Source organism: Cellvibrio sp. BR (genome assembly GCF_000263355.1).
Taxonomy (GTDB): Bacteria; Pseudomonadota; Gammaproteobacteria; order Pseudomonadales; family Cellvibrionaceae; genus Cellvibrio.
In genome coordinates, this window is record NZ_JH668200.1 from 57,983 (window position 1) to 84,951 (window position 26,969).

The 26,969-nt window shown below is 49.0% G+C and carries 19 protein-coding genes; 12 read left to right on the plus strand and 7 right to left on the minus strand.

Going from position 1 to position 26,969, the window contains the following annotated elements; all coding sequences use genetic code 11:
* Positions 1-5: 5 nt before the first annotated feature.
* From dapF to O59_RS00300, 4 genes are all read right to left on the minus strand, one after another.
* A complete protein-coding gene (dapF, locus tag O59_RS00285; protein WP_007638286.1) occupies positions 6-836 on the minus strand; it encodes a diaminopimelate epimerase in 831 nt (276 codons plus the stop codon).
* A 27-nt stretch (positions 837-863) separates the two neighbouring features.
* Positions 864-2,111 carry a diaminopimelate decarboxylase gene (gene lysA / locus O59_RS00290; protein ID WP_007638287.1) on the minus strand — a complete coding sequence of 416 codons (1,248 nt, stop codon included), beginning with the start codon at positions 2,109-2,111 and terminating at the stop codon, positions 864-866.
* A gap of 33 nt (positions 2,112-2,144) precedes the next feature.
* On the minus strand, positions 2,145-2,378 hold the full coding sequence (locus tag O59_RS00295) for a lipoprotein (RefSeq protein WP_007638288.1): 234 nt from the start codon (positions 2,376-2,378) through the stop codon (positions 2,145-2,147).
* A gap of 198 nt (positions 2,379-2,576) precedes the next feature.
* On the minus strand, positions 2,577-3,782 hold the full coding sequence (locus O59_RS00300) for a sigma 54-interacting transcriptional regulator (RefSeq protein ID WP_007638289.1): 1,206 nt from the start codon (positions 3,780-3,782) through the stop codon (positions 2,577-2,579).
* A 135-nt stretch (positions 3,783-3,917) separates the two neighbouring features.
* On the opposite strand from O59_RS00300, the gene O59_RS00305 reads away from it, so the two are divergent.
* A complete protein-coding gene (locus O59_RS00305) occupies positions 3,918-4,886 on the plus strand; it encodes an FHA domain-containing protein (RefSeq protein WP_007638290.1) in 969 nt (322 codons plus the stop codon).
* A gap of 7 nt (positions 4,887-4,893) precedes the next feature.
* Positions 4,894-7,560 carry a serine/threonine-protein kinase gene (locus O59_RS00310; protein WP_007638292.1) on the plus strand — a complete coding sequence of 889 codons (2,667 nt, stop codon included), beginning with the start codon at positions 4,894-4,896 and terminating at the stop codon, positions 7,558-7,560.
* On the opposite strand, the gene O59_RS00315 is transcribed toward O59_RS00310, so the two are convergent.
* From O59_RS00315 to O59_RS00325, 3 genes are all read right to left on the minus strand, one after another.
* Positions 7,557-8,150, minus strand: coding sequence for a DP-EP family protein (locus tag O59_RS00315; protein ID WP_007638293.1), 594 nt, complete (start codon positions 8,148-8,150; stop codon positions 7,557-7,559). The two genes, O59_RS00310 and O59_RS00315, sit on opposite strands and share 4 nt — an antisense overlap.
* A gap of 148 nt (positions 8,151-8,298) precedes the next feature.
* Positions 8,299-10,536: a TonB-dependent receptor gene (locus O59_RS00320; protein WP_007638294.1), complete on the minus strand. Its 2,238-nt coding sequence runs from the start codon at positions 10,534-10,536 to the stop codon at positions 8,299-8,301.
* 25 nt (positions 10,537-10,561) lie between these two features.
* Positions 10,562-11,782 (minus strand): AraC family transcriptional regulator, encoded by a 1,221-nt coding sequence (locus O59_RS00325; RefSeq protein WP_007638295.1) that lies wholly within the window; start codon positions 11,780-11,782, stop codon positions 10,562-10,564.
* Between the two features lie 417 nt (positions 11,783-12,199).
* Between O59_RS00325 and O59_RS00330 the strand changes: the two genes are divergently transcribed.
* From O59_RS00330 to O59_RS00385, 10 genes are all read left to right on the plus strand, one after another.
* Positions 12,200-14,308: a carbohydrate-binding protein gene (locus tag O59_RS00330; protein ID WP_007638296.1), complete on the plus strand. Its 2,109-nt coding sequence runs from the start codon at positions 12,200-12,202 to the stop codon at positions 14,306-14,308.
* A gap of 198 nt (positions 14,309-14,506) precedes the next feature.
* The gene (locus O59_RS00335) at positions 14,507-15,376 is read left to right on the plus strand and encodes a GyrI-like domain-containing protein (RefSeq protein WP_007638297.1); all 870 of its coding nucleotides are present in this window, start codon (positions 14,507-14,509) and stop codon (positions 15,374-15,376) included.
* A 1,376-nt stretch (positions 15,377-16,752) separates the two neighbouring features.
* Positions 16,753-17,367: a hypothetical protein gene (locus O59_RS00345; protein ID WP_040390948.1), complete on the plus strand. Its 615-nt coding sequence runs from the start codon at positions 16,753-16,755 to the stop codon at positions 17,365-17,367.
* A 235-nt stretch (positions 17,368-17,602) separates the two neighbouring features.
* Complete coding sequence (locus O59_RS21760) at positions 17,603-18,844, plus strand: hypothetical protein (RefSeq protein WP_007638299.1); 1,242 nt, start codon at positions 17,603-17,605, stop codon at positions 18,842-18,844.
* Positions 18,845-19,249: 405 nt separating this feature from the next.
* A complete protein-coding gene (locus O59_RS20780) occupies positions 19,250-20,041 on the plus strand; it encodes an alpha/beta hydrolase (RefSeq protein WP_232283014.1) in 792 nt (263 codons plus the stop codon).
* A gap of 423 nt (positions 20,042-20,464) precedes the next feature.
* On the plus strand, positions 20,465-23,119 hold the full coding sequence (locus O59_RS00365) for a cellulase family glycosylhydrolase (RefSeq protein WP_157152423.1): 2,655 nt from the start codon (positions 20,465-20,467) through the stop codon (positions 23,117-23,119).
* A 103-nt stretch (positions 23,120-23,222) separates the two neighbouring features.
* On the plus strand, positions 23,223-24,668 hold the full coding sequence (locus tag O59_RS00370) for a glycoside hydrolase family 30 beta sandwich domain-containing protein (protein WP_040390952.1): 1,446 nt from the start codon (positions 23,223-23,225) through the stop codon (positions 24,666-24,668).
* A gap of 188 nt (positions 24,669-24,856) precedes the next feature.
* Positions 24,857-25,708 carry a class I SAM-dependent methyltransferase gene (locus O59_RS00375; RefSeq protein ID WP_007638331.1) on the plus strand — a complete coding sequence of 284 codons (852 nt, stop codon included), beginning with the start codon at positions 24,857-24,859 and terminating at the stop codon, positions 25,706-25,708.
* Between the two features lie 123 nt (positions 25,709-25,831).
* Positions 25,832-26,371 (plus strand): BLUF domain-containing protein, encoded by a 540-nt coding sequence (locus tag O59_RS00380; RefSeq protein ID WP_007638332.1) that lies wholly within the window; start codon positions 25,832-25,834, stop codon positions 26,369-26,371.
* A gap of 11 nt (positions 26,372-26,382) precedes the next feature.
* A complete protein-coding gene (locus O59_RS00385; RefSeq protein ID WP_007638334.1) occupies positions 26,383-26,913 on the plus strand; it encodes a DUF1993 domain-containing protein in 531 nt (176 codons plus the stop codon).
* The last annotated feature ends 56 nt before the right edge of the window (positions 26,914-26,969 follow it).

Below are 26,969 nucleotides of genomic sequence, written 5' to 3' on the forward strand. Positions count from 1 at the left end.
GGTTATTAGATTTTTATCTGCCCATGGAAAACGGTAACCGCTGGCCCCGTCATAATTACCGGCTGACCTTCGCCCGGCCAATCAATCTGCAAACTGCCACCGGGCAAATTTACCTTTACCTGTTGATCCAGCAAGCCGCGCAAACGCCCTGCGACTACCGCGCCACAGGCACCAGTGCCGCAGGCAAGAGTTTCCCCTACACCGCGCTCAAACACACGCAAATTAATTTCATTGCGCGACACAATTTGCATAAAACCAACATTCACGCGCGCCGGAAAACGCGCGTGGTTTTCAATCAGCGGGCCAAGTTCCGCCACCGGTGCGGTTTTTACATCGTCCACCAACAGCACACCATGTGGATTACCCATGGAGACAGCAGAAATGTCGTAGGTTTTACCCGCAACGTCAAACGGATAAGTTACAGCTTGTGAATCGGCGACAAACGGGATTTGCGCAGGCTGCAAACGCGGCGCGCCCATATCCACACTGACTTGTTCATCCTGCTGCACACGCAGTTCAATCAGGCCACCAGCAGTTTCTACTTTAATCACACTTTTGCCGGTAAGTTTGCGCTCACGTACAAACACCGCAAAACAGCGCGCGCCATTGCCGCAGTTTTCCACTTCGCTGCCGTCGCAATTAAAAATGCGATAGCGAAAATCCACGTCGGGATTCTCGGGTGTTTCTACTAATAAAATTTGATCACAGCCCACACCAAAATTGCGGTCGGCAATGTAGCGAATTTTTTCCGGTGTTAAACGCACACTCTGACCCACGCCATCGATAACTACGAAGTCGTTGCCCAAACCGTGCATTTTGCTAAAACGTAACCGCATATTTTTTCCCGCTTATTCTGGCAACACTTACTCAGGCAAAAGGGCTTCGCCGCGAATCATATCTTCAAAGGTTTCGCGCGCACGCGCCAAATGGATTTGATCGCCATCCACTACCACCTCTGCTGCGCGACCACGAGTGTTGTAATTAGAGCTCATGCTGAAACCATAGGCGCCAGTGGACATTACCGCCAGTAAATCACCTGCTTCAATTGCCAGCTCGCGATCTTTACCGAGGAAATCACCCGTCTCACAAATTGGGCCCACCAAATCCCATTTTTTCGCGTCGCCCACACGCGGTTTTACCGGACGGATGTCTTGCCATGCCTGATACAAGGACGGACGAATATTGTCGTTCATCGCTGCGTCAATCACCGCGAAATTTTTGTGCTCGGTGGGTTTTAAAAACATCACCTTGGTCAAGAGCACACCGGAGTTGGCAGAAATGGAACGGCCGGGTTCAAACATTAAGGACAATTTACGATCGCCCAATTTGGTTTTGATCGCCGCCATGTAATCCGCCACCGGTGGTGGGGTTTCATTGCGATAAGTCACGCCCAAACCGCCACCTAAATCCAAATGCGAAATAGTAATACCGCTGGCAGCAAGCTCATCAACCAACAATAATAAACGATCGAGCGCATCCAAAAACGGTGTGAGCTGGGTGAGCTGGGAACCAATGTGACAATCCAAACCTTTAATCGCCAAACTGGGCAACTGTGCCGCGCGTGCATAAACTGCGGGTGCGCGCTCAATGGCGATACCGAATTTATTTTCTTTCAACCCGGTGGAAATATACGGGTGGGTATTGGCATCCACATCCGGGTTTACGCGCAGCGAAACGTTGGCGATTTTGCCTTTCTCAGCGGCGATTTGCGCCAGCAATTCCAGCTCCGCTTCGGATTCAACATTGAAGCAGAAAATACCTACATCCAAGGCGCGCGCGATTTCATCGGCACTTTTACCCACGCCGGAAAACACAATGCGCGATGGCTGGCCGCCGGCGCGCAATACACGCTCTAATTCACCACCGGAAACTATGTCAAAACCGGCGCCGAGTTTGGCGAGCATATTTAAAACCGCGAGATTGGAATTCGCTTTAATCGCATAACAAATCATGCCCGGGTGCGAACCCAATGCTTGCGCGTAAGCTAAATATTGCTGGGTAAAAGCGGCGCGGCTGTAAACATAACAGGGTGTGCCAAAGCGTTCAGCAACAGCGCTCAGTGGAGTGTCTTCAACGTAGAGTTCGCCGTTGCGTTCAGTGAAATGCTGCATAAAAAATCTCGATCTGGAAAGCGGTAAGACGGATTAGGACGGATCAGTATTTGGCTCAGGGGCAACAACCGGTGCAGGTTTTTCGGCAGGTGCTGTTTCAACCTCAGGCTGCGGCTCAACTTGAGGTTGCGGTTTGCTTTGCTGTTGCGGCAAGTAGAGTGGGCCTTTCTGGCCACAGGCGATAAGCCCTCCGGTAAACACCACAGTCAACAGGGATAAAACCAGGGCTTTTTGCAGAACTACTTTGTGCATAACTACTTTTTGCATAACCAAAGTCCGATGACACCCCGATTCCTAAGTGGAAAAAAACAGGGGCAGAATAAAAGAGTCGGGATAAGAGACGAGGCAGTATAACCCTGCACCCTCAGGCTCACAACAAAACGCCGCTGTGCCGGAGTGCAGAATGCTGGGAGGGAAAAGAATAATCAGGAGCGGTCAGGTCAGGCAAGAAACCCAAGCGACGCACTAATGGCGAGGCAGCAATGCTCCCACATCCGCGGCACTCACCAAATCGCCGTTGTTGCGCAGTGCCAATTGTTTGATGAGATTTTTCAGGCCTTCCACATGATCGGGGAACGGGTGATTTGCCACCAATTGCACGGCAGCCTCATCCAGCACCAACTCACCGGCAAGGGCAAATTCGGCGATGAAAAACTGCACTAGATCGCGCAAATCATCCTCGCGCTCCACCAGTGTGGGCAGTTGCAGGCTATGCACAAAATGCATCATCCACCCCAAGCCTATGGCAACCGGGTCGATGCTGGCGCGACTCAAGCTAAATACCAAACCGAGGGAATTACCGCTGCGTGTAGCAGCCATCCACTGCAGACAAAAGTGTCGCAGTGCGTGGATATCGCGCACCGAAAGGGCATCGAGGTTGCGCAAAAACAAAGTGCCGCCGGTGGCGCAGCTGCGCAGGGATTGCAGAATCGCGGTGGCCGTACCCTCCTCCCATTCGCGACAATCCGATTCAATAAACGGCGCGTTTTCACTACAGGAAATGTCGTGCAAGCGACGCGCGGCAATAATTTTGCCCGCGCCTTTGTCGGCGCGAATGAGCACCGGACATTTCCTTTTGGCCAATTGATCTATCCACTGATCCAATTGGCGCAATACAGTACTGTTGCCGACCCAAAAACATTGGTCGCCATACCAGTGAATGGAGCGATAGCGGGATTGATAACGGCTAATAACCCGCACAATTTCCTCAATTACCAACCCCAACTCCTGTTTGACCTCGCTATCATTGGGGTGAACACCGGGTGCCATTTGCACCACCAAATAGCCCAGACGCTGGGATGCATTTTCCGGCGTATTAAAATTAACCGGCAAACTCAGCGCCGCCTCGGCATCAAAGCCTTGAAAAGGTGAGCTGTTTGCCTCTTGGGTAGAAATAATAAACTCTTCCGCACCACCGGAAGCCGCGACAAATAAATCGCGCACATCATCAACTAATAATAAATGGCGATAGCCCTGGTGATTCAGGCAGCGCAGAGTCACTGCCGCCTGCTCAAGGCCAAGGCGAGCAGCAGCGGAGCGCAGGATCATTTTAGTCAGCGCGATAAAACTTTTATTCACCGGCACCCAGCGCGGCACCGAGGACTGATTAAACTTGCGTGTTGGGCGCGCCCGACTTTTGTAACTGCTTACGGCCTGAAAAAGGGCAATCATAACGATATTCTCATGACTCACAGGGGCGATAACTGGGAAAACATCGGCATCTTGTGGCAATCTATGAGCCTTGAGCGCTTTTGACCATTACACGCAATTACACCAATACAAAGAAAGACTTGATCCGGACCCGCTATGGCTTATTTGTTGGATGTCGCTGCAGAGGCCTATTTTCCTCTCGCCCCTCATCACACCTTTGGCAGACTCGCCAACAGTGTGGACACCCATATCGACAAACCCTACGTATCCAAATTGCATGCCGCCATTGAATGGAATGGCGAACAGTGGCGCATTAAAAACCTCGGCCTTAACGGCACCTGGATTAATGGCATCGCCATGGCGCAGGGCGAGACCCGCGAACTGGCGGTTAACGATGAAATTGTGCTCGCCGCGCAAACTGACCCCGGTTTTCGGGTGATGGATCTGCGGGCGCCCAACGATATCTTGTGGCCGTTAAATCGCTCGCTGAGCGAAACCTCACCGATTTACCTCAGCCGCTATCACCTGCTGCCCGATGGCGACGCCCCCGAATTAGCACTCTATTTTGACGAGCAGGCGCAACAGTGGTTTCAGGAAGCCATAGCCGAACACGGCGAAGCCCTGCCGCTTAACGATGGCGACCTGGTGCAATTCTCTACCGGCCACTGGCAATTTGTACGCGCCAACATTTACGGCCCTACCGAAATAAAAAGCGCGCGCCACATTAACGATTTTGAATTTGTGTTTAATTTGAGCCTGGATGAAGAAACGACCCAGCTTGAATTGCGCCAGCAACAAGTGCTGGATCTGGCCGTGCGCACCCATCACTACCTGCTATTGCAACTCGCCCGCCACCGCGCTGAAGACGCCGCACGCGGGCTGGATAGCAAAAGCCAGGGCTGGGTTTATGCTGATCAACTCGCAGCGGAACTGGGGCTGGACAGCACCCACATGAATATTCAAATTTTCCGTGCGCGCAAACAATTGGCTGACCTATTGCCCGATGCACTGGGCCAGCAGTGCCTGCTGGAGCGACGCGGTGGCAAAATTCGCTTTGGCTGCGATAAATTTAAAATCTACAAAGGCGATCAACTGACCGCCACCTCCATCCTGAAGGATTGCTGATCGCCCTATGGACAGCAAGCCACACACCACCATCCCCCTGCAAATCGGGCACTACCAAGTGCAGGAGGCGATTGGCCGTGGCGGCATGGGTTTGGTGTACCGCGCACGCGATACCCGCCTGGAGCGCGAGGTGGCGATTAAATGTTTGCGCACTGAATTGTTTGAAGCGCATTACATCGAGCGTTTTAAGCGCGAAGCCTTGCTGCTTGCCAAATTAAACCACCCGAATATTGTGCAGATTTACGATTTTATCGAGGCGCCCGACCAACTGGCGCTAGTGATGGAATTAGTGGATGGCCAGAACCTGCAAACTTATTTGCGTGAACATGTAACACCGCTATCGCAGCGTTTGCACTGGCTGACCCAAATTGCGGAAGGCTTGGCCATCGCCCACGACGCCGGCATTATTCACCGCGATTTAAAAGCCGAAAATATTCTGATCAATAAACGCGGCCAGGCAAAAATTACCGATTTGGGCATCGCCAAATCCCAGGATTTTAATGCGACGCTCACCGACCATGTCGCAGGCAGTTATTGCTCCATGTCGCCCGAACAGGCGATGGGTGAAAGCATCAGCTTTAAAAGCGATTTATTTTCGCTCGGCATTTTGGCCTACCAATTATTGTGCGGCGCACACCCCTTTGGCGATACCGGCAACAAGCTGCAAATAATGCAGCGCATTATTTCGCACCCGCCCACTCCACCGCACCAACACAACCCGGACTTACCCGCCGAGTTTGTGGATTTGCTGGGGCAGTTATTATCCAAAGATCCGAACAAACGCCCGGATAATACCCATTGGGTGGCAGCGCAGTTTAAAAAACTCAGTGCAATGAATGTGCACGACAATATTGCCAGCGATGACACCCAAGCACTGGCAATGCCGCACACCAACATTAACAACGGCATCACGCGCAGCGCACGCACACAAGACCACCCCACCTTTGAAACGCGCTTTGCAGCGGTTGCACTACCCAGGGTTTCACCTTGGAAAAAAATTAAAAACTATATTGCTGCCAATAAAATTGTAGTGAGTTCCGCAGCACTGAGCGTATTGATAATTACCGGTGTGATTGTGTGGCAATTGCAACCCAAACCGCCCAAGTATATCGCGGTGATTCCACCCAAGTTGACAGCAGAGGGGATGCAGGAGTCGCAGCAGGAATTAGTGAAATTAGCTGTGTTTGATTCTATTCAGCAAGGTATCTTAGCGATAGAAGATGGCTACTATCTCATCCCCCGCGAGGAAATAATTGACACCAATGGTGATATAGATAACATCCGTCGAGCGACAGCTGCCGATGAAATAATTAGCACCGATATAAATTGCAAAGATGATATATGCAGAATAGCGTTAACACGCATCAATGCCGATCATTCACGCTTGCGCACATCCCACTCAAAAACATTTGATGTACTAACCGACAACTATCTTACGATGGCGAGTTTAGTATACAAAAATATCGAATTGATCTATCAGCAAAATAGTATTGCTCATCACACTCAATTCACACCAAGCGATTACACAACTTATCTGTCAACCTATCAGGATTATTTACTCAATGGAGCAACGCCTGAAGGACTGTCAGCGATAGACTCGATTAATAATGTTAGTGCATTGATCGAAGCACAAACATTATACCGAGACTTGGCGCTTGATCTTTACTATGAAACATCGGAACCTATTTATCTCGAAAAATTTAAACGCATTGTGACTTCCAACCAACGAAAAAATGCAGAAAGCACTCAACACTTAATTAATATTTTTTATCTGGCTGATGCCGAAAACGACAAGAAAAAAGCAGAGGATATCATTGAACAACTAAGAGACAGGGAGTCCAATTTGGGAGTTGTTTTAAGCTTGGAAGCTTATATAGAGCTGGGAAAAAGCAATTACAAAAAGGCAATAGCCATTTACAAAAAGCTACTGAAAATCAAACCATCAGCAACAAACTATCAGAACATTGCTATCACCTACTGGCAAGCAGGCAACTTAGCTGAAGCGAGAAAGTATTTGGCGTTGGCGCTTGAAAAATCACCTGACTCTTACAAAGCAAACCAAATCCACGGCGCTATTTCGTTATCTGAAGGCGATACAAAAAAAGCGATTGCATCTTTTAATACTGCAATTAAAAATCGCATCGACGCAACAAACTTGAGCAATCTCGGGCTAGCTTATCTACTCGACAATAATTTTCCACAAGCTGCGGCAAAACTACAGCAAGCAAATTCACTTGCCCCCAACAACATGGTAATACTATTAAATTTTGCCGATGCACTACACCATAACAATCAAAAAGATTCTGCATTTAAAAAATATCGAAAAATTATCAACTCAATTTCATCGACAAGTGAAAATCCAGAAGAATTAAAGGCGAAGATATTGGCGCACAGCCATTTGGGGGAACACTCACAAGCAATTGAACACTTGTTACTTCTTCAGAAACTAGACAAAGAAAATATTGACACGCCCTACACAGCAGCAATTGTTTACACACAAGCAAATGAACGAACTTCAGCACTAGTCAACATCAAAAAAGCACTGGAGGAAAAAATCCACCCAACTTGGTTTAATTTTTCCTGGTTTAACTCGCTCTGCGAAAGCACTGAGTTCATAAAATTAATGAGCGCCTACGGTGCACCACAGCGATGCACCGGAGAGAGAACCAACTAGCGCGGACGAGTAATAATTACGCGCGGATCCTGTGATTCATAAATCGTGACAACACCGGTGTTTTGGTTCGTCAAGGAAGCAACAAAACCAAATGGAATATTTTCTGCATCATTCTCCAGCGCGTGCACATAGACGATCATAGTGTAGCCATTGTCGATGATATCCAAGGCTACATCGTTGTTAGGGTCACTATCAGGGTTGTCAGTTGCTACACCGCCCAGCGCAAAACGCCAGGTGCCACCGGAAGCAGGGTTCTGTTTGATTTTCACAACCAGCACTGCACGCTCAAACTGACGGTTTAATGCAGAAGGGTTTGGCTCAAACGTCACTTCCAGATTTTGTATATCGGTAGTGCTGCCCTCTTCGGTAAAAATCCAATCCCCCGGCCCAGTCGCGAGGCTTTTCGCTGGCATCAATTCAAAGGTCTTAATAACCTGACCATTCAACGGCACGTTGATTACCAAATCAGTAGTTGTCAGTGCTTTGCTGGTTTTTTTTGCTTTTACTGGTTTAGCTGCACTGGCGGCGACTTTTTTAACAGTCTTTTTTTCCGCCTTTTTGTCACTGTCTTTCTTTTTTTCTGCTGCCATCTTGATTATTTCCTGTCATTAAGTATGTGGAATCCCTAGGTGAACAACACATCAAATACAACGGCCTTTTGATTGTGTAGTCGCCCTCTTCCCGGAAAGCGACTGAAACGATACCGCGTGATTATTTAAATAAGGGTACTATCAATTGTTAATACTCATAGCTCACCGACAGACCAACGGTGCGCGGGCGAGTGACGTATTCGAACTGACCTTGGTCACCATAAAAATCATCCGCGCGGCCGCCGGTAATCCCACGGGTATTGGCGATGTTATTCACAAAAGCACCCAAGCGCCAATTACGCAGTGTTACACCAACCTGTGCATTGGCAGTGTTGTAACTATCCAATTGTTGATAATTGAAATAACTTTCGTTGAGTGCGGTGTATACCTCGCCCATACGTTGGAAGCTCAGGCTACCATCCCATTCCACGCTGCCAATCGCTTGCAAATAATCCAGCGCCACGCTGAACTGAGTGCGTGGTGAACCGGGTAAACGGTCACCGTCAAACGCGTCAACAGCCTCCACGGTTTCGGTCAGCTCGGCATCGATAATGGTGTAATTGCTGCGCAGGCTAAAGCCGCCGGGTAATTGTGCAAATACTTCCAGCTCAACACCTTGGGAGCGCGCTTCGCCCGCGTTGGCGGTAATGGAGCGGCCATCATCTTCAGCGGTGGTGCTTACTTGGATGTCTTCCCACTCGGTGGAGAACACCGCGGCGTTGAATTGCAATTGTTGATTGAACCACTCGCTGCGTAACCCCAACTCATAGCTGGTGGCTTTATCCGGATCATAAAAGGTATTAGTAGTTACACCGGGTGGTGTCAGGTTTGCGCCGCCACGGCGAAAGCCTTCGGCTGCACTGAAATAAATACTCAGATCTTCATTAAATTTATAGCGGCTGCCCAATTTGCCCAGGGTGCCATCGATAACATCATCGCCCCGCTCAACACTTGCAAAATCTTCAAAGGGGTAAGCCTTAGTCACATTCAATTTATCGTCGTAACGGAAAAAGCGAGCACCGCCACTGATTTCCCATTTTGATGTCAAGTCGTAAGCCAACTCACCATAGGCTGAATATTCATCGAGCACTTCCTGCTGGGTCGCAATGTACTCTGCATCACTTGCTAGGCCGGCATCCAGATAGTCATTAAAGCCGGGCACAAAATCGCTCATATAAACATCAAGATCATCGCGGCTATAAAAACCACCGATTAGCCAGCGCAAAGGCTGCTCACTGTCAGAGACCAAACGCAATTCAGCACTGTCTTTCACCACATCCACCGTGCTGGCGTTGTAAGCGGAAAGATCTTCAAAGGGTGTAAAGTAAGCATTGTCGTAGTAAGCAGCATCCAGACCTATGTACAAATCCGTCTGATCCGCACGCTCGTTATGCGCATAATCGTAGCGATTCACGCTCGCGGTGAGTGTGGCAAAACCCATATCGTAAGTGGCGTCGATGCTTGCCAATTGCAGTTCGCCTTCCATGGGTTGCAAGTAGCGACTGGAGGCGGTGTAGTCGTCGCCGGTAAAACTTTCATTCGCGGCCTGGCGATCACCTACATTTATTTTTTGATAGTGATAGCTGCTATTGAGCGAGAAATTATCGCTCGCTTGCCACAGCAAACTAACGCGCGCCTGTTTGGTTTGGTCGTCGTTGATGTCCTCTTGCGCGCCGCTCAATAAATAGGGGTTGTCGATAAAACCGGCATTGTCGGTTTTACCGAGCAATAAACGCAGGCCAAGGGTGTTATCGATTAATGGCGTGTTCACTACCAGATCCGTGTCGTAACTTAAATCGTCGCTGTGTTTGGTTTGTGACAGTTCACCGCTCGCACGTACTGAATATTTTTCCAAATCCGGTTTGGCGGTCACGTAGCGAATCAAACCACCAACAGACGCATTACCGTAAAGTGTACCCTGGGGGCCGCGTACCACTTCTATTTGTTGCAGATCTTTCAGGCTGAAAGACGGCGGTACAAAATAACCTTGCAGCGGAATATTATCGACGTAGCTTGTCACCAGGGCACCATCGCCACCCAAATCATTGGAGTCAATTTCATCCATGCGCAGGCCGCGAATAATTAAGCCGGTGGGGTTGCGCGGGCCGGCATCCACAATATTTAAACCCGGCACTTGCGCGGCGATATCGCCAATGTTTTTTACGCCTTGAAAATTATTCACCACACTGAGTGCACCGGCATAATCCTGCAGGCGCTGTTCGCGTTTTGCGGCGGTGACAATCACTTCTTCTACCGCTGCCGATTCGCTTGCTGCCCAGCTGGGTGCTGCAAGTAATGGCAATATGGCACAGGCAATCGCCAGTGGTGTTTTGGTGCTGATTTTTTTTGTAGTTTGCTTGCTGTGTGTGCTGTGGCTGTTGATCATGTTTTCCTTAGCTCCAGTAGTGAAATTATTTAGCGGCTAGCGCCACCTTCTGCGGGTTTTGGCGATACTCAGACGGTGTTTTCCCTACCAGTTTTTTAAAGAAGGTATTAAATACCGATTTACTGTTAAACCCCACTTCCAGATAAATGTCGGTGATGGTTTTATCCTTATTGGCCGGATCCAGCAGGCGCTTTTGCACTTCCTCGATCCGGTAGCCGTTGATGAACTCGTAAAAATTTAAATTGAAATGGCGGTTGATAATCATGGATAAATCTTTCGCCGGGATCGACAAGTTTTCAGCCAGCATATCCAGTGTTAAATCCGGATTGAGATAGGTTTTTTGGCTGCGCATGATGCTGTCGATTTTTTCTGCATACTCGGGGTTGAGCAGTTTTTCCTGCGCGGATTTTTTAGCCGGTTCACGACCGCTATTGCTGCTGTCTTTTTGGCGCACCGCTTCAAAATTGCTGAAGTAGCGCATGCTGGTAAATACCAGGGTGCAAACCAATACAAACAGCGCGTAGTAACCACTCAAGCCGATGTATTCGATCACGTTGCCGCTGGGGTGCGGCGCCTGAAAATCATAACCGGCGGCAAAACCAATCGCTTTGGAGAGCGCCAGAAATGCCTCCATCGCGGTGACCACCAAAAAGCCCATCACCAATATTTTGAGCCAGAGGATATCCACCTTTTCAATATTGGAATGGGTGTTTTTGAGTATGCCTTTGTATTTGTAGATCAGCAAAAAGCCTGCCACGCAGTAGCCAACACGCAGGAACTTACAAAAGAAATCCATCCCGATATAACCAAAACTGTACACAAAGGCTTCGCTGTTGATCCACTCCAGGCGCGTAGCGGCGGGGAAACGGTAGAAGGCCAGCAGCATAAATACACCGAATAATGCGAGCGGCAGCAGGTGCAGATAATCCTTGGGGCGCAGGTGGAAATCGCGGAATACCAGTGACTTCACATAAAAGTAGAGCAGCACCGCATCCAGGTAGTAGGCGAAGCCACCAATAAAATAAATACCGGGCGCATGGGTGCGCACCTGCAATTTGAAATCGGCTCCCCACAGAATTAATTCATGCAATGGAATAAAGGCATGGGCGATTAAAAAAGCCGCGAGAAAATAATTGCTGATGTTGTTGGGCGGGTTGGTAGCAATCAGCAGTAGCGCAAAAAAACCGCAGAGCATGGCGGTCATCAGCAAAATAACGTCGTGAAAATTGAAAACTACAAAATCCATAGGTGATCCCCGAATACTTTTTATTGTGACGCTGTTGTAGTGGTTGAACGCGCCTTGGTTGTGTCACAAGGGATACTATAGAAACTGCCAGCCCTGAGCCAGCATAAATCTATTGCGGCAGCGAAGTGGCACACCACCGCCAGGTTCAGTGCAAAGGGGTGCCTCTACCCCCATCAATTCCCGCTATTTAGCGGCTTTTACGCCCATGGTTCGAGCAGTTTTTGTTTGCTCGAACGGGTTCGCTTTACATTTTTTTGCACCCTTTCGCCGCTGTCGAACGACAGCTGTTACACGCTTGCCTAGAGTGCAGCCAACGCCGCCCGACCGACATCAATAAGAACCACAACAAGGAAACGCAGTAACGCGGAATAGGGGGCGCGTAAACCGTAATAACAATAACGTCACAGGTATAAACCCATGAAACCATCAGCAATTCGCACCTGGTCAGTGCTTGCACTGGGCCTTTCCAGTGCACTCCTGAGTCAGCTCGCAACCAGCCAAGTCAATGTGCCCGCCACCATACAAGCCGAAGCCTACAGTCATATGAATGGCATTCAGCTGGAAAATACCAGCGATAGCGGTGGCGGCCAAAACGTCGGCTGGATCGATGCCAACGACTGGCTCTCCTACAGCAATAGCCCGGTCAATATCCCCACCACTGGCGCATACGACATTGAATATCGTGTCGCCAGTGCAACCGGCGGTGGCAACATCACCTTTGAAGAAGCGGGCGGCACACCGGCCTATGGCAACTTCGCCCTGCCCAATACCGGCGGTTGGCAGAACTGGACGACGGTAAAACAGCGCGTGAATTTGAGCGCGGGTGTGCATCGCTTTGGCATCAAAGTAAATGCCGGTGGTTTTAACCTCAACTGGTTCAGGGTTGTGCCGGTGCAAACCCAAAGCTGGACGCCGCTGCCCGCGATCAAACAAAGCGGCCACCTGTGGGTGAACGCCACTACCAACCAGCGCGTGGATTTGCGCGGCACCAATCTGGGCAACTGGTTGATTCAGGAATTCTGGATGATGGGCGGCATCATCTCCCACAGCGGCGGCGCAGTGAACGACCAGTGCACACTGGAATCGGTGATGGCGCAGCGCTTTGGCAATGGGGAAAAAGAACGCTTGATGAAAGTGTTCCGCGACAACTACATCACCGCGCGCGACTTCGACATGATGCAGGCCATGGGCATGAACGTGGTGCGCATCCCCTTCCTGTACAGTTTGATCGAGGACGAATACAACCCCTACACCTTGCGCAGTGACGCCTGGCAATACCTGGATTGGGCGATCAATGAAGCGGAAAAACGCGGCATGTACACCATCCTCGATTTGCACGGCACCGTCGGCGGGCAAGCGGCGGCCAGTGAGCAGCACGACGGTTGCATCGGCGCGGCACAGCTCTGGACTAACGCGAGCTACTGGGACCGCACCAAATGGCTGTGGGACATGATCGCCCAGCGCTACAACGGCCGCAGCGCCGTCGCCGCGTATGACTTGCTGAATGAACCCTGGGGCACCGACGCCACCACCCTCGCCAACCGCTCCTACGAACTGTTCAACGTGGTACGCGCCAAAGATCCCACCCGCGTGATTTTGCTGCCCGGCCATAACAGCGGCATCGATGCCTACGGCAACCCCAACAGCCGCGGCCTGACCAACGTATCCACCTGGATGCACTTCTACCCCGGCCTCTGGGGCTGGAACGACACCGCCGCTTACGGCGCCGGTCAAGCCAACATGTACGCCAACTGGCTGCACTGCAATCCCAACGGCCTGGGCGAAAGCTGCGATTGGCGTAACAAAATCACCAGCTTGCAAACGCCCTTCCTCGTCGGCGAATTCCAACCCTGGACACTGCTGGGCAGCTACGGCGGCCAGATGACACGCAAAGCCTACGACATCTACAACAGCTACGGCTGGGCGGCGACCAACTGGGCGTGGAAAACCACCTCACAAAACGGCTCCAACGGCGATACCAGCGGCTGGAATTGGGGCATGGTCACCAACAGCAGCAATGGCGGTGGCATGAGCCCGATTAACGTGAGTAATGCCAGCACCGCGCAAATCGAAAACTGGTTCCGCCAATTCTCCACCCAACCCTTGGTGCGCAATGAAAGCATCGCCACCTGGATGAATTGGAAACCAACCGTGGGCACGCGCATCGAAGCGGAAATGTTTAAAGACCACAACGGCATCCGCATGGAAACCACCACCGACGCCGGAGGCGGATTCAACGCCGCCAGCACCGACGACAACGACTGGATGAGCCACCCCATCAACATCCCCACCACCGGCAATTACACACTACAAGTGCGTGTGGCATCGCCCTATACCGGCGGCATTTTGGTGCTCAGTAGAAACGGTTCGGACTTAGGCACCATCAACATGCCCAACACCGGCGGCTGGCAAAACTGGCAAACCGTTTCCACCACTGTTTACCTCACGGCGGGGCAACAGGATTTATCGATTTTTGTCAGAAAAGGCGGTTGGAATATCAACTGGTTCCAATTAAACCCGCTGTAATTTTTTAACAAAATATTTTCTCTCTAGCCCTGTTGTTAAGGCAGTTAATTAACAACAGTCCTTTGCCGATGCAGCAATGCATCGGCTTTTTTGTTTGTGCAACACCACCATAAAATCACTAGACTGCGCAATCTCAATCAGGACAAGGCACGCGAAAAACTCGCATTATGCACTGCACCTGAAACATGAAGGATTGGCATGAGCAATAACCCGACAAACCACTACGACAAACGCATCGCCCGTGTTTGCGAATACATTAATCAGAACCTCAATCAGGATTTAACACTTGAGCGAATGAGTGATGTTGCCGCTTTTTCCAAATACCATTTTCATCGGGTATTTATGGCCTACACGGGCATGAGTGTGACACGCTTTATTCAGTTGACCAGACTGAAACGAGCCTCCTATCGCTTAGCGTTTGAAAGTGAAAAACGGATTATTGATATCGCACTGGAAGCCAGCTTTGAAAGCCCGGAAGCATTTGCGCGGGCCTTTAAACGCACTTTTGATAAATCGCCTTCTGAATTCAGGGCGGAACCCAATTGGCCAGAATGGCATATGCGGTTTCAATTTCAGCCGAAACCTTACGGAGAAATAACCATGAAGGTCAACGTCATTAATTTTGAAAAAACAAATATTGCATTCATTGAACACCGGGGAGCACCAGAAAAAACACTGGAAACTGCGGCAAAATTTATTGCATGGCGTAAAGCTACCGGACTCTCGCCGGTAAAAACCAGCAAGACATTCGGCATTCCCTATAGCGATCCAAAAACCACTGGGCCAGAAGAATTTCGTTGGGATGTATGCGGCACCATCGATACAGAGATCCCCGAGAACGATTACGATGTAAAAGCAGGAATAATTCCCGGCGGAAAATGCGCCGTTATTCGCCACACCGGCAGCTACAATAACCTCGACACGACCATCTACGCGTTTTATCGCGAATGGCTGCCAAACAGTGGCGAAGAAGTTCGCGACTACCCCTGCTTTTTCCACTACGTGAATTTCATCCATGAGGTCGACGAATGCGACCTTATTACCGATATTCATTTCCCATTAAAATAAACACCGCGCCTTGGTTCATCCAAAACCAAGGCGCCAACCTTCCCCAAAAGCGCGTTGCACAGATTGTAATAAGCTGTAATATTACCCCGCACATCAAACCGCATACCCTATGCGGTTCCCGTCACAGGAATGACGACAGCAGTAAGCACCACAAGGAAATGTATTACGGATTTTGGATACACGACTTGGCTGCTATGGATTACGGATATTAAAAGCACTGCTCCTTCCCCACTCCAAACACCCTCGCTCGTTTTTTTGCTTGCTTTGGCAACGCAGATTTTTTTATTTCCAATTATCCAAAATATTTGCAAGCTGATGCCGAAATTAATACCGGCGATGTACCCGTAGGTTGTGGCGGGTCGCGTCGACTGAGTTTACGAACCGCAACAGATTGAAGGTCGGCAGTGTGGCCAAAGCGGAAGTTGGTGCAGTAATGAATGGTTGGGCAGATCTTTACCTTAATAAAATCCGTTAAAAGGGAATTTAAGTCGGAAGCATTCCGCCTTTCGATCCGACAACAGAATATGATGACGCGGATGAAAGCCAGTAATGGCGCGTGATTGGAAGGTATGCTATTAAATAACCTTTAAATCTTAGATGGAAAAAATCCGGTTCGAAATGCGGAAAAATTCCATCTAATTACATTGTTATGTTGCTAAATAGGAGCTGGCATGGTTGGTCCAAGCTATAGAAGATACACAGATTTACCGGCTCTTATTCATATACTGACAAATAGAGAGCTTACGCTTTTGGACCCATCATCTTGGGACGATAAAAACGACTCATTTTTTCTCTCCACATACAAGAACAAGAAAAATCTGAAGTCAGTATTAGCGCTCTGTTTTACTCGCGAATCTGAGACATACCACCATTGGCGTGTGTTCTCATCAGGTTCGTCGGGTGTATGCATTCACTTCAACGCTTCCGAACTAGAAAGCACTTTCAATAATGTGAAAGGCGTGAAGTTCAAAGAAGTGTCCTATTTAAAGGTTGGTGACCTACGAAATACTCGGCCCAAGACCGTTGAGCTTCCATTCATAAAAAGAATTCCATACAAGCACGAGAACGAATCACGGGCACTTTGGGAATCCAAGACTGAAGAAGTTACGTTCCTAAACATACCTATCAATTTGTCATCGATTGTGCGAATAACTCTGAGCCCATGGCTGAATCCGAGCCTGAGAAAAAATGTGGTTGCGTCCCTTAAACGAATTGACGGTTGTAAAAGTATTCCAATGTGGCGTTCTACGCTTACTGAAAATGCTGACTGGAAAAAATATGGCGCAAGCGCAACATAACAAATGAGCCCAGTCCGACGCGCTGCCGTGCGAGGTTGGCTTCAAACATTATGATTATCTAAGGTTCTTTTATCTAAAATGCCAACAAAAGAATGTAAATCTTGTAAACAAGAAATAAAGCAACAAGCAGAAAAATGCCATCACTGCGGAACTTCCCAAGGAAAGCCTAGAATTGTAGAAAAAATATCACTATATGTTGGTACTGCTATAGCTGTAGTTTCGTTAGCAATTATGGGATATGAGTCAGCAAAGAAATTACTTGATAGTGAAAAAGCTAATTTGGTTGTTAATGTGACTGATATTGACACGGATGCATTTAATATTGCTGTATCTAACATAGGTAGTAAGCCGGCTATTATCTATGACTTAACGATAAAGTATCCCCCTTCAACTAATTGTGCCGACGGTAAAATTTGGACAATGCATAGAGTTGATTTTGCAGATAGGGTCGTCGAGGCCGGTAAAACATACAGTGTCTCAAGTAAAGTGACGGGTCTATATAAAGCATTTGCAGGATTTGATCCTCATGCATTGTCGGATAAAAAATTCTCCAAGCAATTAGAAAAATTTAAAGTCTGCTCTACTAAGCTTTCATACTTGGATTTTGATGGGTCACACAACACCGTTAATGTTGATTTTCATTGTGGTCCTCAAGGTGAGTGCCCAGATAGCCCTGACAATCGCGTCAATTAGGCCGTAGGTTGGGCAGCCATGCCCAACAAATCTATTCAATCACCTAAATTTTAGGCGTTGTTGCCTGACTTACAGAAAATCTAATTCCCGCAATTGTCTGTTGGCGCGTCTTAATAGATAAAACTTTTGAGTATAGGACGGGTTAATCTGGCTTCGGGTGATTAGTAAGTATTATAGAAATGAGTAAAGTTAGAAATGTGCGCTGAAATTTTCACTAGTCACTTAAGGATAGGCTATGGGCCCTATTACCATTTTTGATAAATCGTTTTTACAATCCTTGAGCATTGATGAATCAGTTTGGTTTGATAACTTCTATCTTGTAAATATTTCCCCACTTTTTTATATCGAAACATTAGCTGATTTGGCTAAAGAAATGAGTAAAGGTCGAACTCCAGATCAAATTGTAGGCGAAATAGCCTCAAAAACACCTGAAATGGGTGGTTCACCAAATGTTCATCATATGGACTTACTTATAAACAACCTGCTTGGTCAAAAAATCGTTATGGATGGTCGGCCTATTTTAGCTGGTGGTAAGCCTGTAACCTCTGGCGAAAAGAAAGGTGTAGCTTTTGGTGTCTCACCAGAAGCAAAAGCATTTAGCAGATGGCAAAACCGCGAATATATGGAAATCGAGCGTGACTTCGCTAAACAATGGCGAGCTCAAGTAAAAGCTATGACATTTGAAAATTCACAGAGCTATGCAGAAAAATTAGGTGTAGATATTACACAATGTAAAAACATCAATGATGCATATACTGCGGCCAACTCTTTAGTGAAATCTAATAGTAAACCATATGATTTAATAGAGTTTATTTTAACTTCATTTGCAATTCCCAGAGAATTACATCGGCAGATTGTTCAACGGTACCAAGTAAGTGGGTTTCCACCTCTTACTAGTTATGCTCCTTACGTTGCTCATGTAATTAAGGTGGAGGTGTTTTTTCATATTTGTGTGTCAAGAGGATTTATTTCCCCTGACAGGCCTTCAAATAAAATTGATATTGCTTATCTACACTATTTGCCATTCTGTAAGCTATTTGTTTCTGGTGATAATTTACATAAACGAGCAGCTCCGTTATTTCTGAAAAAAGATCAATTATTTGTTTGGGGGCCAGATTTGAAGGCTGATTTAACTGCTTTGAACAAACTTTATATGAATTTGCCACAAGAAATAAAAGACAAGGGCATACTGTCTTTTGCTAGCAAGCCGCCAACCGATGGTGACTTCTTAACTTCTCAATTATGGGATCTCATGGGGACTGGATGGCGTAAACCTAAAGAGATTGAACTACCCTTGTCGCAGGAAAGTAACGACAAACTTCTCGATCAAGTGAAAAGTTTTAGAGAGGTTCCTGCAAATAATCGCGATTATGCAGATTTTGATATCGACAAACTAGATTCTGTATCTTTACAACGATTTATAACTAAGAAAAAAGGAAGTTGGTTTCAAGTGCCTAAAGACTTGAAAAATGACTAACAAGCGACGAGGTAGAAAGTTCATGAAGCTCACGCTGAAATTACCTTTTCTACTTAAGGAGTTAGTTTATTCTCAACGTCCGATATTGGCCGAACTGCGACGTTCGGTCGCTTTCTTTACCGCTCTCATTGTCAATTTTAAAGTTATCGTTTTTTATAGATTGGTCACATGAGGGTTTTGAATCGCAATCGGAAGCAATGTCATGTTGCGGTTCGTTCCTCACCGGCAACCTACGGTAAGTGCCAACGCTAGCTTCTTGCCGAAATATACCTTTGAAAAAATATATTTTTACCAGAAAACCATAAAAAACTTACGACACCAGGAAACAAATTCAAGGATTACATCATGTTTAATTTAAGGATCGCGATTTTATTTTGTTTGTGCGCAATGCTGTCGCTACGGGTTTTGGCTGCCGAGTTAAATTCCACAACAACTTTTGAGCTACCGCATACTCACAAGGTGGCAATAAAGTCACCATCGGGTATTGCGTATGAGTTGGTTATATCGCTGCCCGCCAGCTATAAAAACTCGCCCAATAAACGCTACCCCATAGTGTATTACACCGATGCGCAATGGGACGCGCCATTGTTGAATTCCATTTACCAAGATCTGGCCTTCGACAAAGCTGTACCGGAATTGGTGATGGTTGGTATTACCTATTCCGGTGTAAAGCCCAACTATACGGCGCTACGCACAAAGGATTTAACACCGACAAAGGACGAGAATTTTGTTCGTGATTCGGGCGGTGGCGAAGCATTTTTGACGTTTATTAAAGAGACGATTATCCCGAAAGTGGAAAGTGAATACCGGATTGATACCCGTCAGCGCGCTATAGCAGGCTGGTCATTTGGCGGACTATTTGCACTTTATGCCATGTACAGCGAACCAGAGTTGTTTGCGCGATGTATTGCAGTTAGCCCTGCAATTCCTTGGGACAATGAATACATCAGTCAATTGGATGATGAATTCTTTAAGGCAAACAGCAAGTTCAGCGCCCGGCTTTTTATCTCCTTTGGGTCGAATGAAGCCCCAGCTTTTGTAGCATCTGTTTCTGAATTCCAGAATAAAATTAAAAATAGGAAAAGCACGAATCTGCAGCTAATGAACTACGGTGTAGAGAACATGGCTCATGCGGGTGCAAAGGCTTCAGCCTATACCCAAGGTCTTGTTTGGGTTTGGAAAGATATTCAGCCTTAGCTCTCATAACGTTAGATCACCACGCCTCCGCATTCCACCAGATACGAGATAGCGCCGGGCCAGACTTTACTGCAACAAAACGCGGGTATAAACGCCGGTAGAAATTAACGGCGCGCACTGAACCAGCCCTCACAACCATTTATCAAAACCATTCCTTACCCGGCCAAACACCACTTTGGCCGATTTATGCCGGACGTCGCTGCGCTCTTCCAACCTACGTCCCCACTTACGGTAGATCCACATCCAAAATAACAAGGTGGGACGTTCGCCTAAACAAATACCTCGGGTGTATTTACCCGAACCTCACTTTTTTCGGTTCGAATAAATTTAGTCGGGCGCGGGAGAGCATTGTCTTGGGGAAAGATGCGTTTAGCACCCGTGTGGGTGCAAACAATAAGCATCAACAGAATAAGAGACAATGCTATGACTCAACAGAATTTATCCCCCCAAGACACAACTCTCACCAACACAAACCGGCTTTCTTCAATCATCGCCCCTGCTTTTAAATTCAGCCTGCTCAGCGCCTGCTTGCTGGGTTTGGTGGCCTGTGGTGGCGATAAGGGCGACAAGGGGGTGCGGGCCGGGTTGCCTTCCAGCTCCTCGGTGGCGTCATCGGTTGCGCCTTCGTCGTCCAGCGCGGCGAGCAGCAGCCTCGCGCCGGATACCGAAGGGCTGACCATGCTCAAAACCGATGGCACCAAGTGGGTGAAAGCCAGCGGCAGGCAGGTTCACCTGAAAGGCACCAACCTGGGCAACTGGTTGGTACAGGAATTTTGGATGATGGGCCAGGGCGGCAATGGTGTGCACGACCAATGTACGCTGGAGGCCGAGCTGACCGAGCGTTTTGGTTACGACGAAAAGGAGCGGTTGATCAAACTGTTCCGCGACAACTGGATCAAGGAGCGCGATTGGGATCAGCTGCAGGCCTTTGGTTTTAATGTGGTACGCCTGCCGATTTTGTGGAACGTGATCGAAGACGAAAAGAACCCAAAAACCCTGCGTGCAGACGCTTGGCATTACATTGACTGGGCAATTGCCGAAGCGAAAGAGCGCGGCATGTATGTGATTCTGGATTTGCACGGCGCACTGGGCGGCCAAACGCCGAATGATCACACCGGCTGCTCCGGCCAGAATCAGTATTGGACCAATAGCGAATATCAGGATCGCACCAAGTGGCTGTGGGAGCAGATTGCTACCCGCTACAAAGATGAACCCGTCGTCGCCGCTTATGACCCGCTCAATGAACCTTGGGGTTCCACCCCGGAAGACATGGCCGAGCGTGTGTTGGAGCTGTACGACACCATCCGCGCCATCGACGATAAACACATCATTATGTTGCACAGCCATTACGGCAGCATTGATGTGTATGGCGACCCGGCTGAACAGGGTATGACCAACGTTGCCTTTCAACTCCACCCCTACCCCGGCCTGTTTGGTGATAGACCCAACGACAGCCATTACGATATCCACCGCGACTGGCTGAAATGCGGTCAGGACGGCAAAGGCGGCGTGTGTTTCTGGGATACCAAACTCGAGGAACTGCAAACCCCGATGTTGATGGGTGAATTCCAGCCCTGGCAGGGCGCTGGTTTGGAGCTGGGCGGCAAAATCGGCCGTGCGACCTACGATATTTTTGCGGGCTACGATTGGGCATCCACCAGTTGGTCGTACAAGTTAGTGACGATTGCCGGCGGCCAGGGCAACGGCCTGTGGGGCATGGTGACCAACGAGATCAACACCAGCCTGGACACAGGTGTGGGCATGATCACCAAAGCCAGCACCTGGGATTGCAACAACTGGGACTCCAGTTTTGCCGAGGCCTGCGCCAAAAAAGCCACCACCATTACCACCGGCGGCACCGAGGATAAAACCTATTACCTGGTGATAAAAACCGGTGCCAACGGCGGCGCGAGCCCGGATGTGACCTTCGACAGCATCAGCCTCAAAAACACCGCCACCAACGAGGAGCTGATCGCTAATGGCAACTTTGGCGCGGCAGGCGGTTGGTCTGAACTCACCATCAGCGGCGCGCTCAATTTTAACTACAACAATACCGACACCAGCAAAGCCCCAACCGGCAGCGACGGCGCGGTACTGCACATCACTCGCCCGAGCGGTGTGGAAGGTGAAATCAACGGTGCGCTCTACCAGCAAATCACCCTGAAAGGCGGCCAAACCTACAACTTTAGCGGCGTATTTAAAGGCAACGGCAGCACCAATACCTGGGCCGAGATCTACCTGATCGAAGAAGAACCGGTCGCCGGTAAAGATGTGGTGGATAGCGCGGGCAAAGTGGATTTCACCACCGCGCCCATCGAGGAGATTGAAGCGTTATTTACCAGCTACGGCGAAGTCGGTTACGACGTGCATGAAGGTCTGGCGCATTGGCTGGTGACCGATGAACACAACGATGTGTTCGACTACCCGGATCGCCCTACCGGTTTGGCACTGACAGTAACCGGCACCAACGCATCGCTGACCTGGACTGCAACACCGGGTACCGACATTAGCTATAACGTCTACCGTTCCAATTCGGCGGGCAGCAAAGGCACGTTAATCGCCGAAGACCTCGCCGTCACCAGCTATGCCGACAGCAACCTGAGTGAAGACCAAACCTATTACTACTCAGTGACCGCGCGCAACAACATCGCCGAAAGCTACGCCAGTGATGCAGTGAATACACCCATACTTTTCACCCCGGTGCCCGCCAAAATCGAAGCGGAAAATTACACCGCCCAGAGTGGCAGCCAAAGCGAAAATACCGGTGATAGCGGCGGCGGACAAAACGTGGGGCATTTTGAAGCGGGCGATTTTGTGGAATACAAAATCAAAGTGGAAACAGCGGGTAATTACATCATTGAGTACCGCCTCGCGTCACAAACAGGTAGCACCGGTTTTAATGCACTGATTGACGGTGCGATTGTGGATACCCAAACCCTCGCACCCACTGGCGGCTGGCAGACCTACATCACCCAAAGCAGTGGGGCGATTGCTCTGCAGCCCGGTAATTACACACTCAAGCTCAGCTCCATCGGCAAAGAGTGGAACCTCAACTGGATCAATATCAAAGCGCAATAACTCCCCCTGGCAGCGCAATTTAGCAATGCCCCTTGTACCTCCCGCGCAAACGGGAGGTTTTTTATTACGTCCACCTCGCTTAATTAACCTGATGGAAAAATCGATGAAAAAACAGCTTACAAAATTATTTATCGCACTGGCGATAACCGGCGCAAGTAGTGCGCTGCACGCCGCAGATACCGCCTCTGCGACCAAAACCCTGAGCGTGTATACCACCGCTAAAGACAGCAATTTGCGTTTGAGTCAGGGTGAAAACCTTACATTGCAACCGGCACAACAAGCACCGGAAACGGATATTGCGATTTTTGTGAATCCGCAAAAACAATATCAAACCTTTTTGGGTATCGGCGGCGCTATTACCGATGCCAGTGCCGAGACTTACGCCAAACTCAGCCGCACGAAAAAAGCGGAATTTTTGCGCGCTTATTACGACAAAAAAGACGGCATAGGTTACAGCCTGTTGCGCACCACGATTCACAGCTCCGACTTTGCCAGCCGCAGTCACACCTACATCAAAGAAGGTGATAAAGAATTAAAAACGTTTGATATAGCACCTGACAAAAAACATCGCATTCCCATGCTGCAACAGGCCATTAAAGCGGCCGGTGGAGAAATCACCACCTACGTCAGCCCCTGGAGTGCGCCGGCGTTTATGAAAGACACCAACAACATGCTGCAAGGCGGAAAATTATTGCCCGAGTACCGCGACGCCTGGGCCAATTATTATGTGAAATTTATTCAGGCGTACGAGAAGGCAGGCATCCCGATTTGGGGCCTGACACTTCAAAATGAACCCATGGCAAAACAGACGTGGGAATCCATGATTTATACCGCCGATGAAGAGCGCGACTTTTTAAAAAATCACCTTGGCCCCACGCTCAAAAAAGCCGGCATGGGCGATAAAAAAATTATTGTGTGGGATCACAACCGCGATTTAATTGTGCATCGCGCCAACACCATTATGGGCGACCCGGAAGCGGCGCAATATGTGTGGGGCATCGGCTTCCACTGGTATGAAACCTGGGCGGGTGGCAAACCTATGTACAACAACGTTGCCGAAGTTGCCAAGGCATACCCCAATGTGAATTTATTGCTCACCGAAGCAACGGTAGAGAAATTCAACGCCGAGCGCTATCACTACTGGCCCAACGCCGAACGTTACGGTGATTCCATCATTAACGATTTTAATTCCGGCGCAGTCGCCTGGACGGATTGGAATATTCTGCTCGACCACACTGGCGGCCCTAACCACGTCGGCAATTTTTGTTTCGCACCGATTCACGCGGACACGAATGGCGAATTAATTTACACACCGACTTATTATTATTTGGGTCACTTCTCCAAATTTATCCGCCCGGAAGCCAAACGCGTAAGCGCTGCCGCCAGTCGCAGCTTGTTACAAGTTACCTCTTTTATAAATACCGACAACACACTCGCCACCGTAGTGATGAATAGCAACGACACCCCCATCAACTACCGCCTGTACATCGGCGATCAGGAAACCAAAGTCACTATTCCTGCACATGCAATGCAGACCTTGGTGTATTGATTTAAATAACATTAGGCCCAAAAAAACCAAACCCGCCGGATGGCGGGTTTGGTTTGCCTCGCCCAACCAAAATCCCCCGCTTTACAAAAAATAATTATCTCCCTGCAAAAATCTGCGAATAATGGACATCCGTTTTGGTGCGGATTACGAATCCATTTGTTAATGCAAAATTTGCAAGGAGTTTACCCATGAAAAAAATCGCCCTATTGGCTGCAGCCATATTGCTTCACGGCTGTGCTACCGACAGCGACGGCACTGGCTTGAGCGCACAGAATAAACAGCAATTGCAAACGATTACCCAGGCCATGCCGGCAGAACACCAAGCCCGTCACGCGGCACGTAACCCGGTGGAAACGCTGGCATTTTTTGGCATTAAACCCGGTGATGTGGTGATTGAAGCCCTGCCGGGCGATGGCTGGTATTCCAAAATCCTGATGCCTTACTTGGGCGCGAATGGCCGTTTGATCGGGGTGGATTACAGCCTGGCGATGTGGCCGGAATTTGGTGGTTTTGCCACGCCGGAATTTATTGAAAAGCGCAAAGCGTGGCCCGCGCAATGGAGTAGCGATGCCAAAAATTGGGGTAGCGCCAAGGCCGAAGCCTATACCTTTGCGGATTTACCCGCCGAATTAACCGGCAAGGCGGATGCGGTATTGTTTATCCGTGCCCTGCACAATTTGGCGCGTTTTGACGCCAAGGGCAATTACCTGCAACAGGCACTGGCCGAGACCCATCGCGTATTAAAACCGGGCGGTTTGGTGGGCGTAGTGCAACATGCCATGAGTGAAGATAAACCCGACGCCTGGGCGGATGGCAGCCGTGGTTATTTGAAAGAGTCGGCGATTGTTGCGGCCATGACCGCCGCCGGTTTTGAGTTAGTGGGCAGCAGCGACATCAACAAAAACCCCAAGGACAACCCACAAGCGGACGACAATGTCTGGCGCTTGTTGCCCAGCTTGAGTGGCACCGTGGCGCAGAAAAACCAGAACCGGATGATTGGTGAATCCAACCGCGTGACTCTACTCTTCAGAAAGAAATAAGCTCGTGCCCGCGTTAAATGGGGCTATATTGGGCACCATTAACGCGGGCTGTTGTCCGAGTATGCTGTTGAATAACCCACGCGCATACCGCTGCGCGCACCGCCGCAATAGAGGAGCCCAATTGTGGATGATTTAGTGAGACTGGTGTACGCCAGTGAAGCGACCTTTGACGCTGCCGATCAGGGAATTGAGCTGGAAGTGGGGCGGATTCTGACCGAATCGCGCCGCAATAACGCCCGCGCCGAAGTGGGCGGTGTGCTCTATTACGGCAATGGTTATTTTTTCCAATGTTTGGAAGGCCAGCGCGATGCGGTAGTGGAAACCTATCAACGCATTTGCAACGACCCGCGCCACAAGAACGCTAAAGTATTATTGAAAGGTTTCACCAAGCGCCGCCTGTTTCAGGATTGGAGCATGAAATATTTACCCGCTGAAAAAAATCTGCGCGATTTTTTAGCGCAACACAGCCTGACGGAATTTTCACCCTTTGATTACGATCGCGAAATGGTGGGACGTTTGTTAATTTTTTTCCAACAGGCCAAAGAGTCGGGCGAGCTTGCCGAAAACAGCGCCGAGCAACAACAAGCTGTCGCCACTGAAACCAATGAACAATCCAGCAAACAAGCTAAAACCGGTTGGCGCCGGTTATTTAACCGTGGATAGTTGCCTGACGCATGAATAACCACAGCATTAATCCCGGCGCGATTTTTTGCCATTACTTGCAACAACTGAAAGTAATTGTGGAAAAAATTGATCGCCACAGCGGTGGCGACAATGCTCTGCTGCAACACAGTTTGCACCCAGGCATGTTGCCGTTACTGGCGCAGCTGCGCACTGCGGCCAACTTTTCGCTGCGCTGCTGTTGCCCGCTCAGTGCGCGCCCGCGCATTACTTTTGATAATAGCGATGACACTTACGCCGGAGTGCAGTTACAACTCACCCAAACCATTGATTATTTGCAAGCCATTCCCGCTACAGATTTTATTCACGCCACCACCATCATTAGCGACCAGGCAGGTTTCACCAAGTTGCATTTACCCGCCTCGGAATATGCGCAGCTCTATGCTCTGCCCAATTTTTTCTTTCATCTCAGCATGGCTTACGCCATCGCCCGCGCTGCCGGTGTGCCACTGAGCAAAGGCGATTTCGACGGCTATCACCAGTACCCGGACGGATTTTCGTTTGTGCCGGAAACAACTCGTTAACCATTTAAAAAATCGCGCGACTTTGCGTCATATCAAATAATTTTCATTTAACTTTT

Coding starts and splice junctions, on each gene's coding strand:
- dapF (WP_007638286.1), bottom strand. CDS start 836: ATGCGGTTACGTTTTAGCAAAATGCACGGTTTGGGCAACGACTTCGTA.
- lysA (WP_007638287.1), bottom strand. CDS start 2,111: ATGCAGCATTTCACTGAACGCAACGGCGAACTCTACGTTGAAGACACT.
- O59_RS00295 (WP_007638288.1), bottom strand. CDS start 2,378: ATGCAAAAAGTAGTTATGCACAAAGTAGTTCTGCAAAAAGCCCTGGTT.
- O59_RS00300 (WP_007638289.1), bottom strand. CDS start 3,782: ATGATTGCCCTTTTTCAGGCCGTAAGCAGTTACAAAAGTCGGGCGCGC.
- O59_RS00305 (WP_007638290.1), top strand. CDS start 3,918: ATGGCTTATTTGTTGGATGTCGCTGCAGAGGCCTATTTTCCTCTCGCC.
- O59_RS00310 (WP_007638292.1), top strand. CDS start 4,894: ATGGACAGCAAGCCACACACCACCATCCCCCTGCAAATCGGGCACTAC.
- O59_RS00315 (WP_007638293.1), bottom strand. CDS start 8,150: ATGGCAGCAGAAAAAAAGAAAGACAGTGACAAAAAGGCGGAAAAAAAG.
- O59_RS00320 (WP_007638294.1), bottom strand. CDS start 10,536: ATGATCAACAGCCACAGCACACACAGCAAGCAAACTACAAAAAAAATC.
- O59_RS00325 (WP_007638295.1), bottom strand. CDS start 11,782: ATGGATTTTGTAGTTTTCAATTTTCACGACGTTATTTTGCTGATGACC.
- O59_RS00330 (WP_007638296.1), top strand. CDS start 12,200: ATGAAACCATCAGCAATTCGCACCTGGTCAGTGCTTGCACTGGGCCTT.
- O59_RS00335 (WP_007638297.1), top strand. CDS start 14,507: ATGAGCAATAACCCGACAAACCACTACGACAAACGCATCGCCCGTGTT.
- O59_RS00345 (WP_040390948.1), top strand. CDS start 16,753: ATGCCAACAAAAGAATGTAAATCTTGTAAACAAGAAATAAAGCAACAA.
- O59_RS21760 (WP_007638299.1), top strand. CDS start 17,603: ATGGGCCCTATTACCATTTTTGATAAATCGTTTTTACAATCCTTGAGC.
- O59_RS00365 (WP_157152423.1), top strand. CDS start 20,465: ATGACTCAACAGAATTTATCCCCCCAAGACACAACTCTCACCAACACA.
- O59_RS00370 (WP_040390952.1), top strand. CDS start 23,223: ATGAAAAAACAGCTTACAAAATTATTTATCGCACTGGCGATAACCGGC.
- O59_RS00375 (WP_007638331.1), top strand. CDS start 24,857: ATGAAAAAAATCGCCCTATTGGCTGCAGCCATATTGCTTCACGGCTGT.
- O59_RS00385 (WP_007638334.1), top strand. CDS start 26,383: ATGAATAACCACAGCATTAATCCCGGCGCGATTTTTTGCCATTACTTG.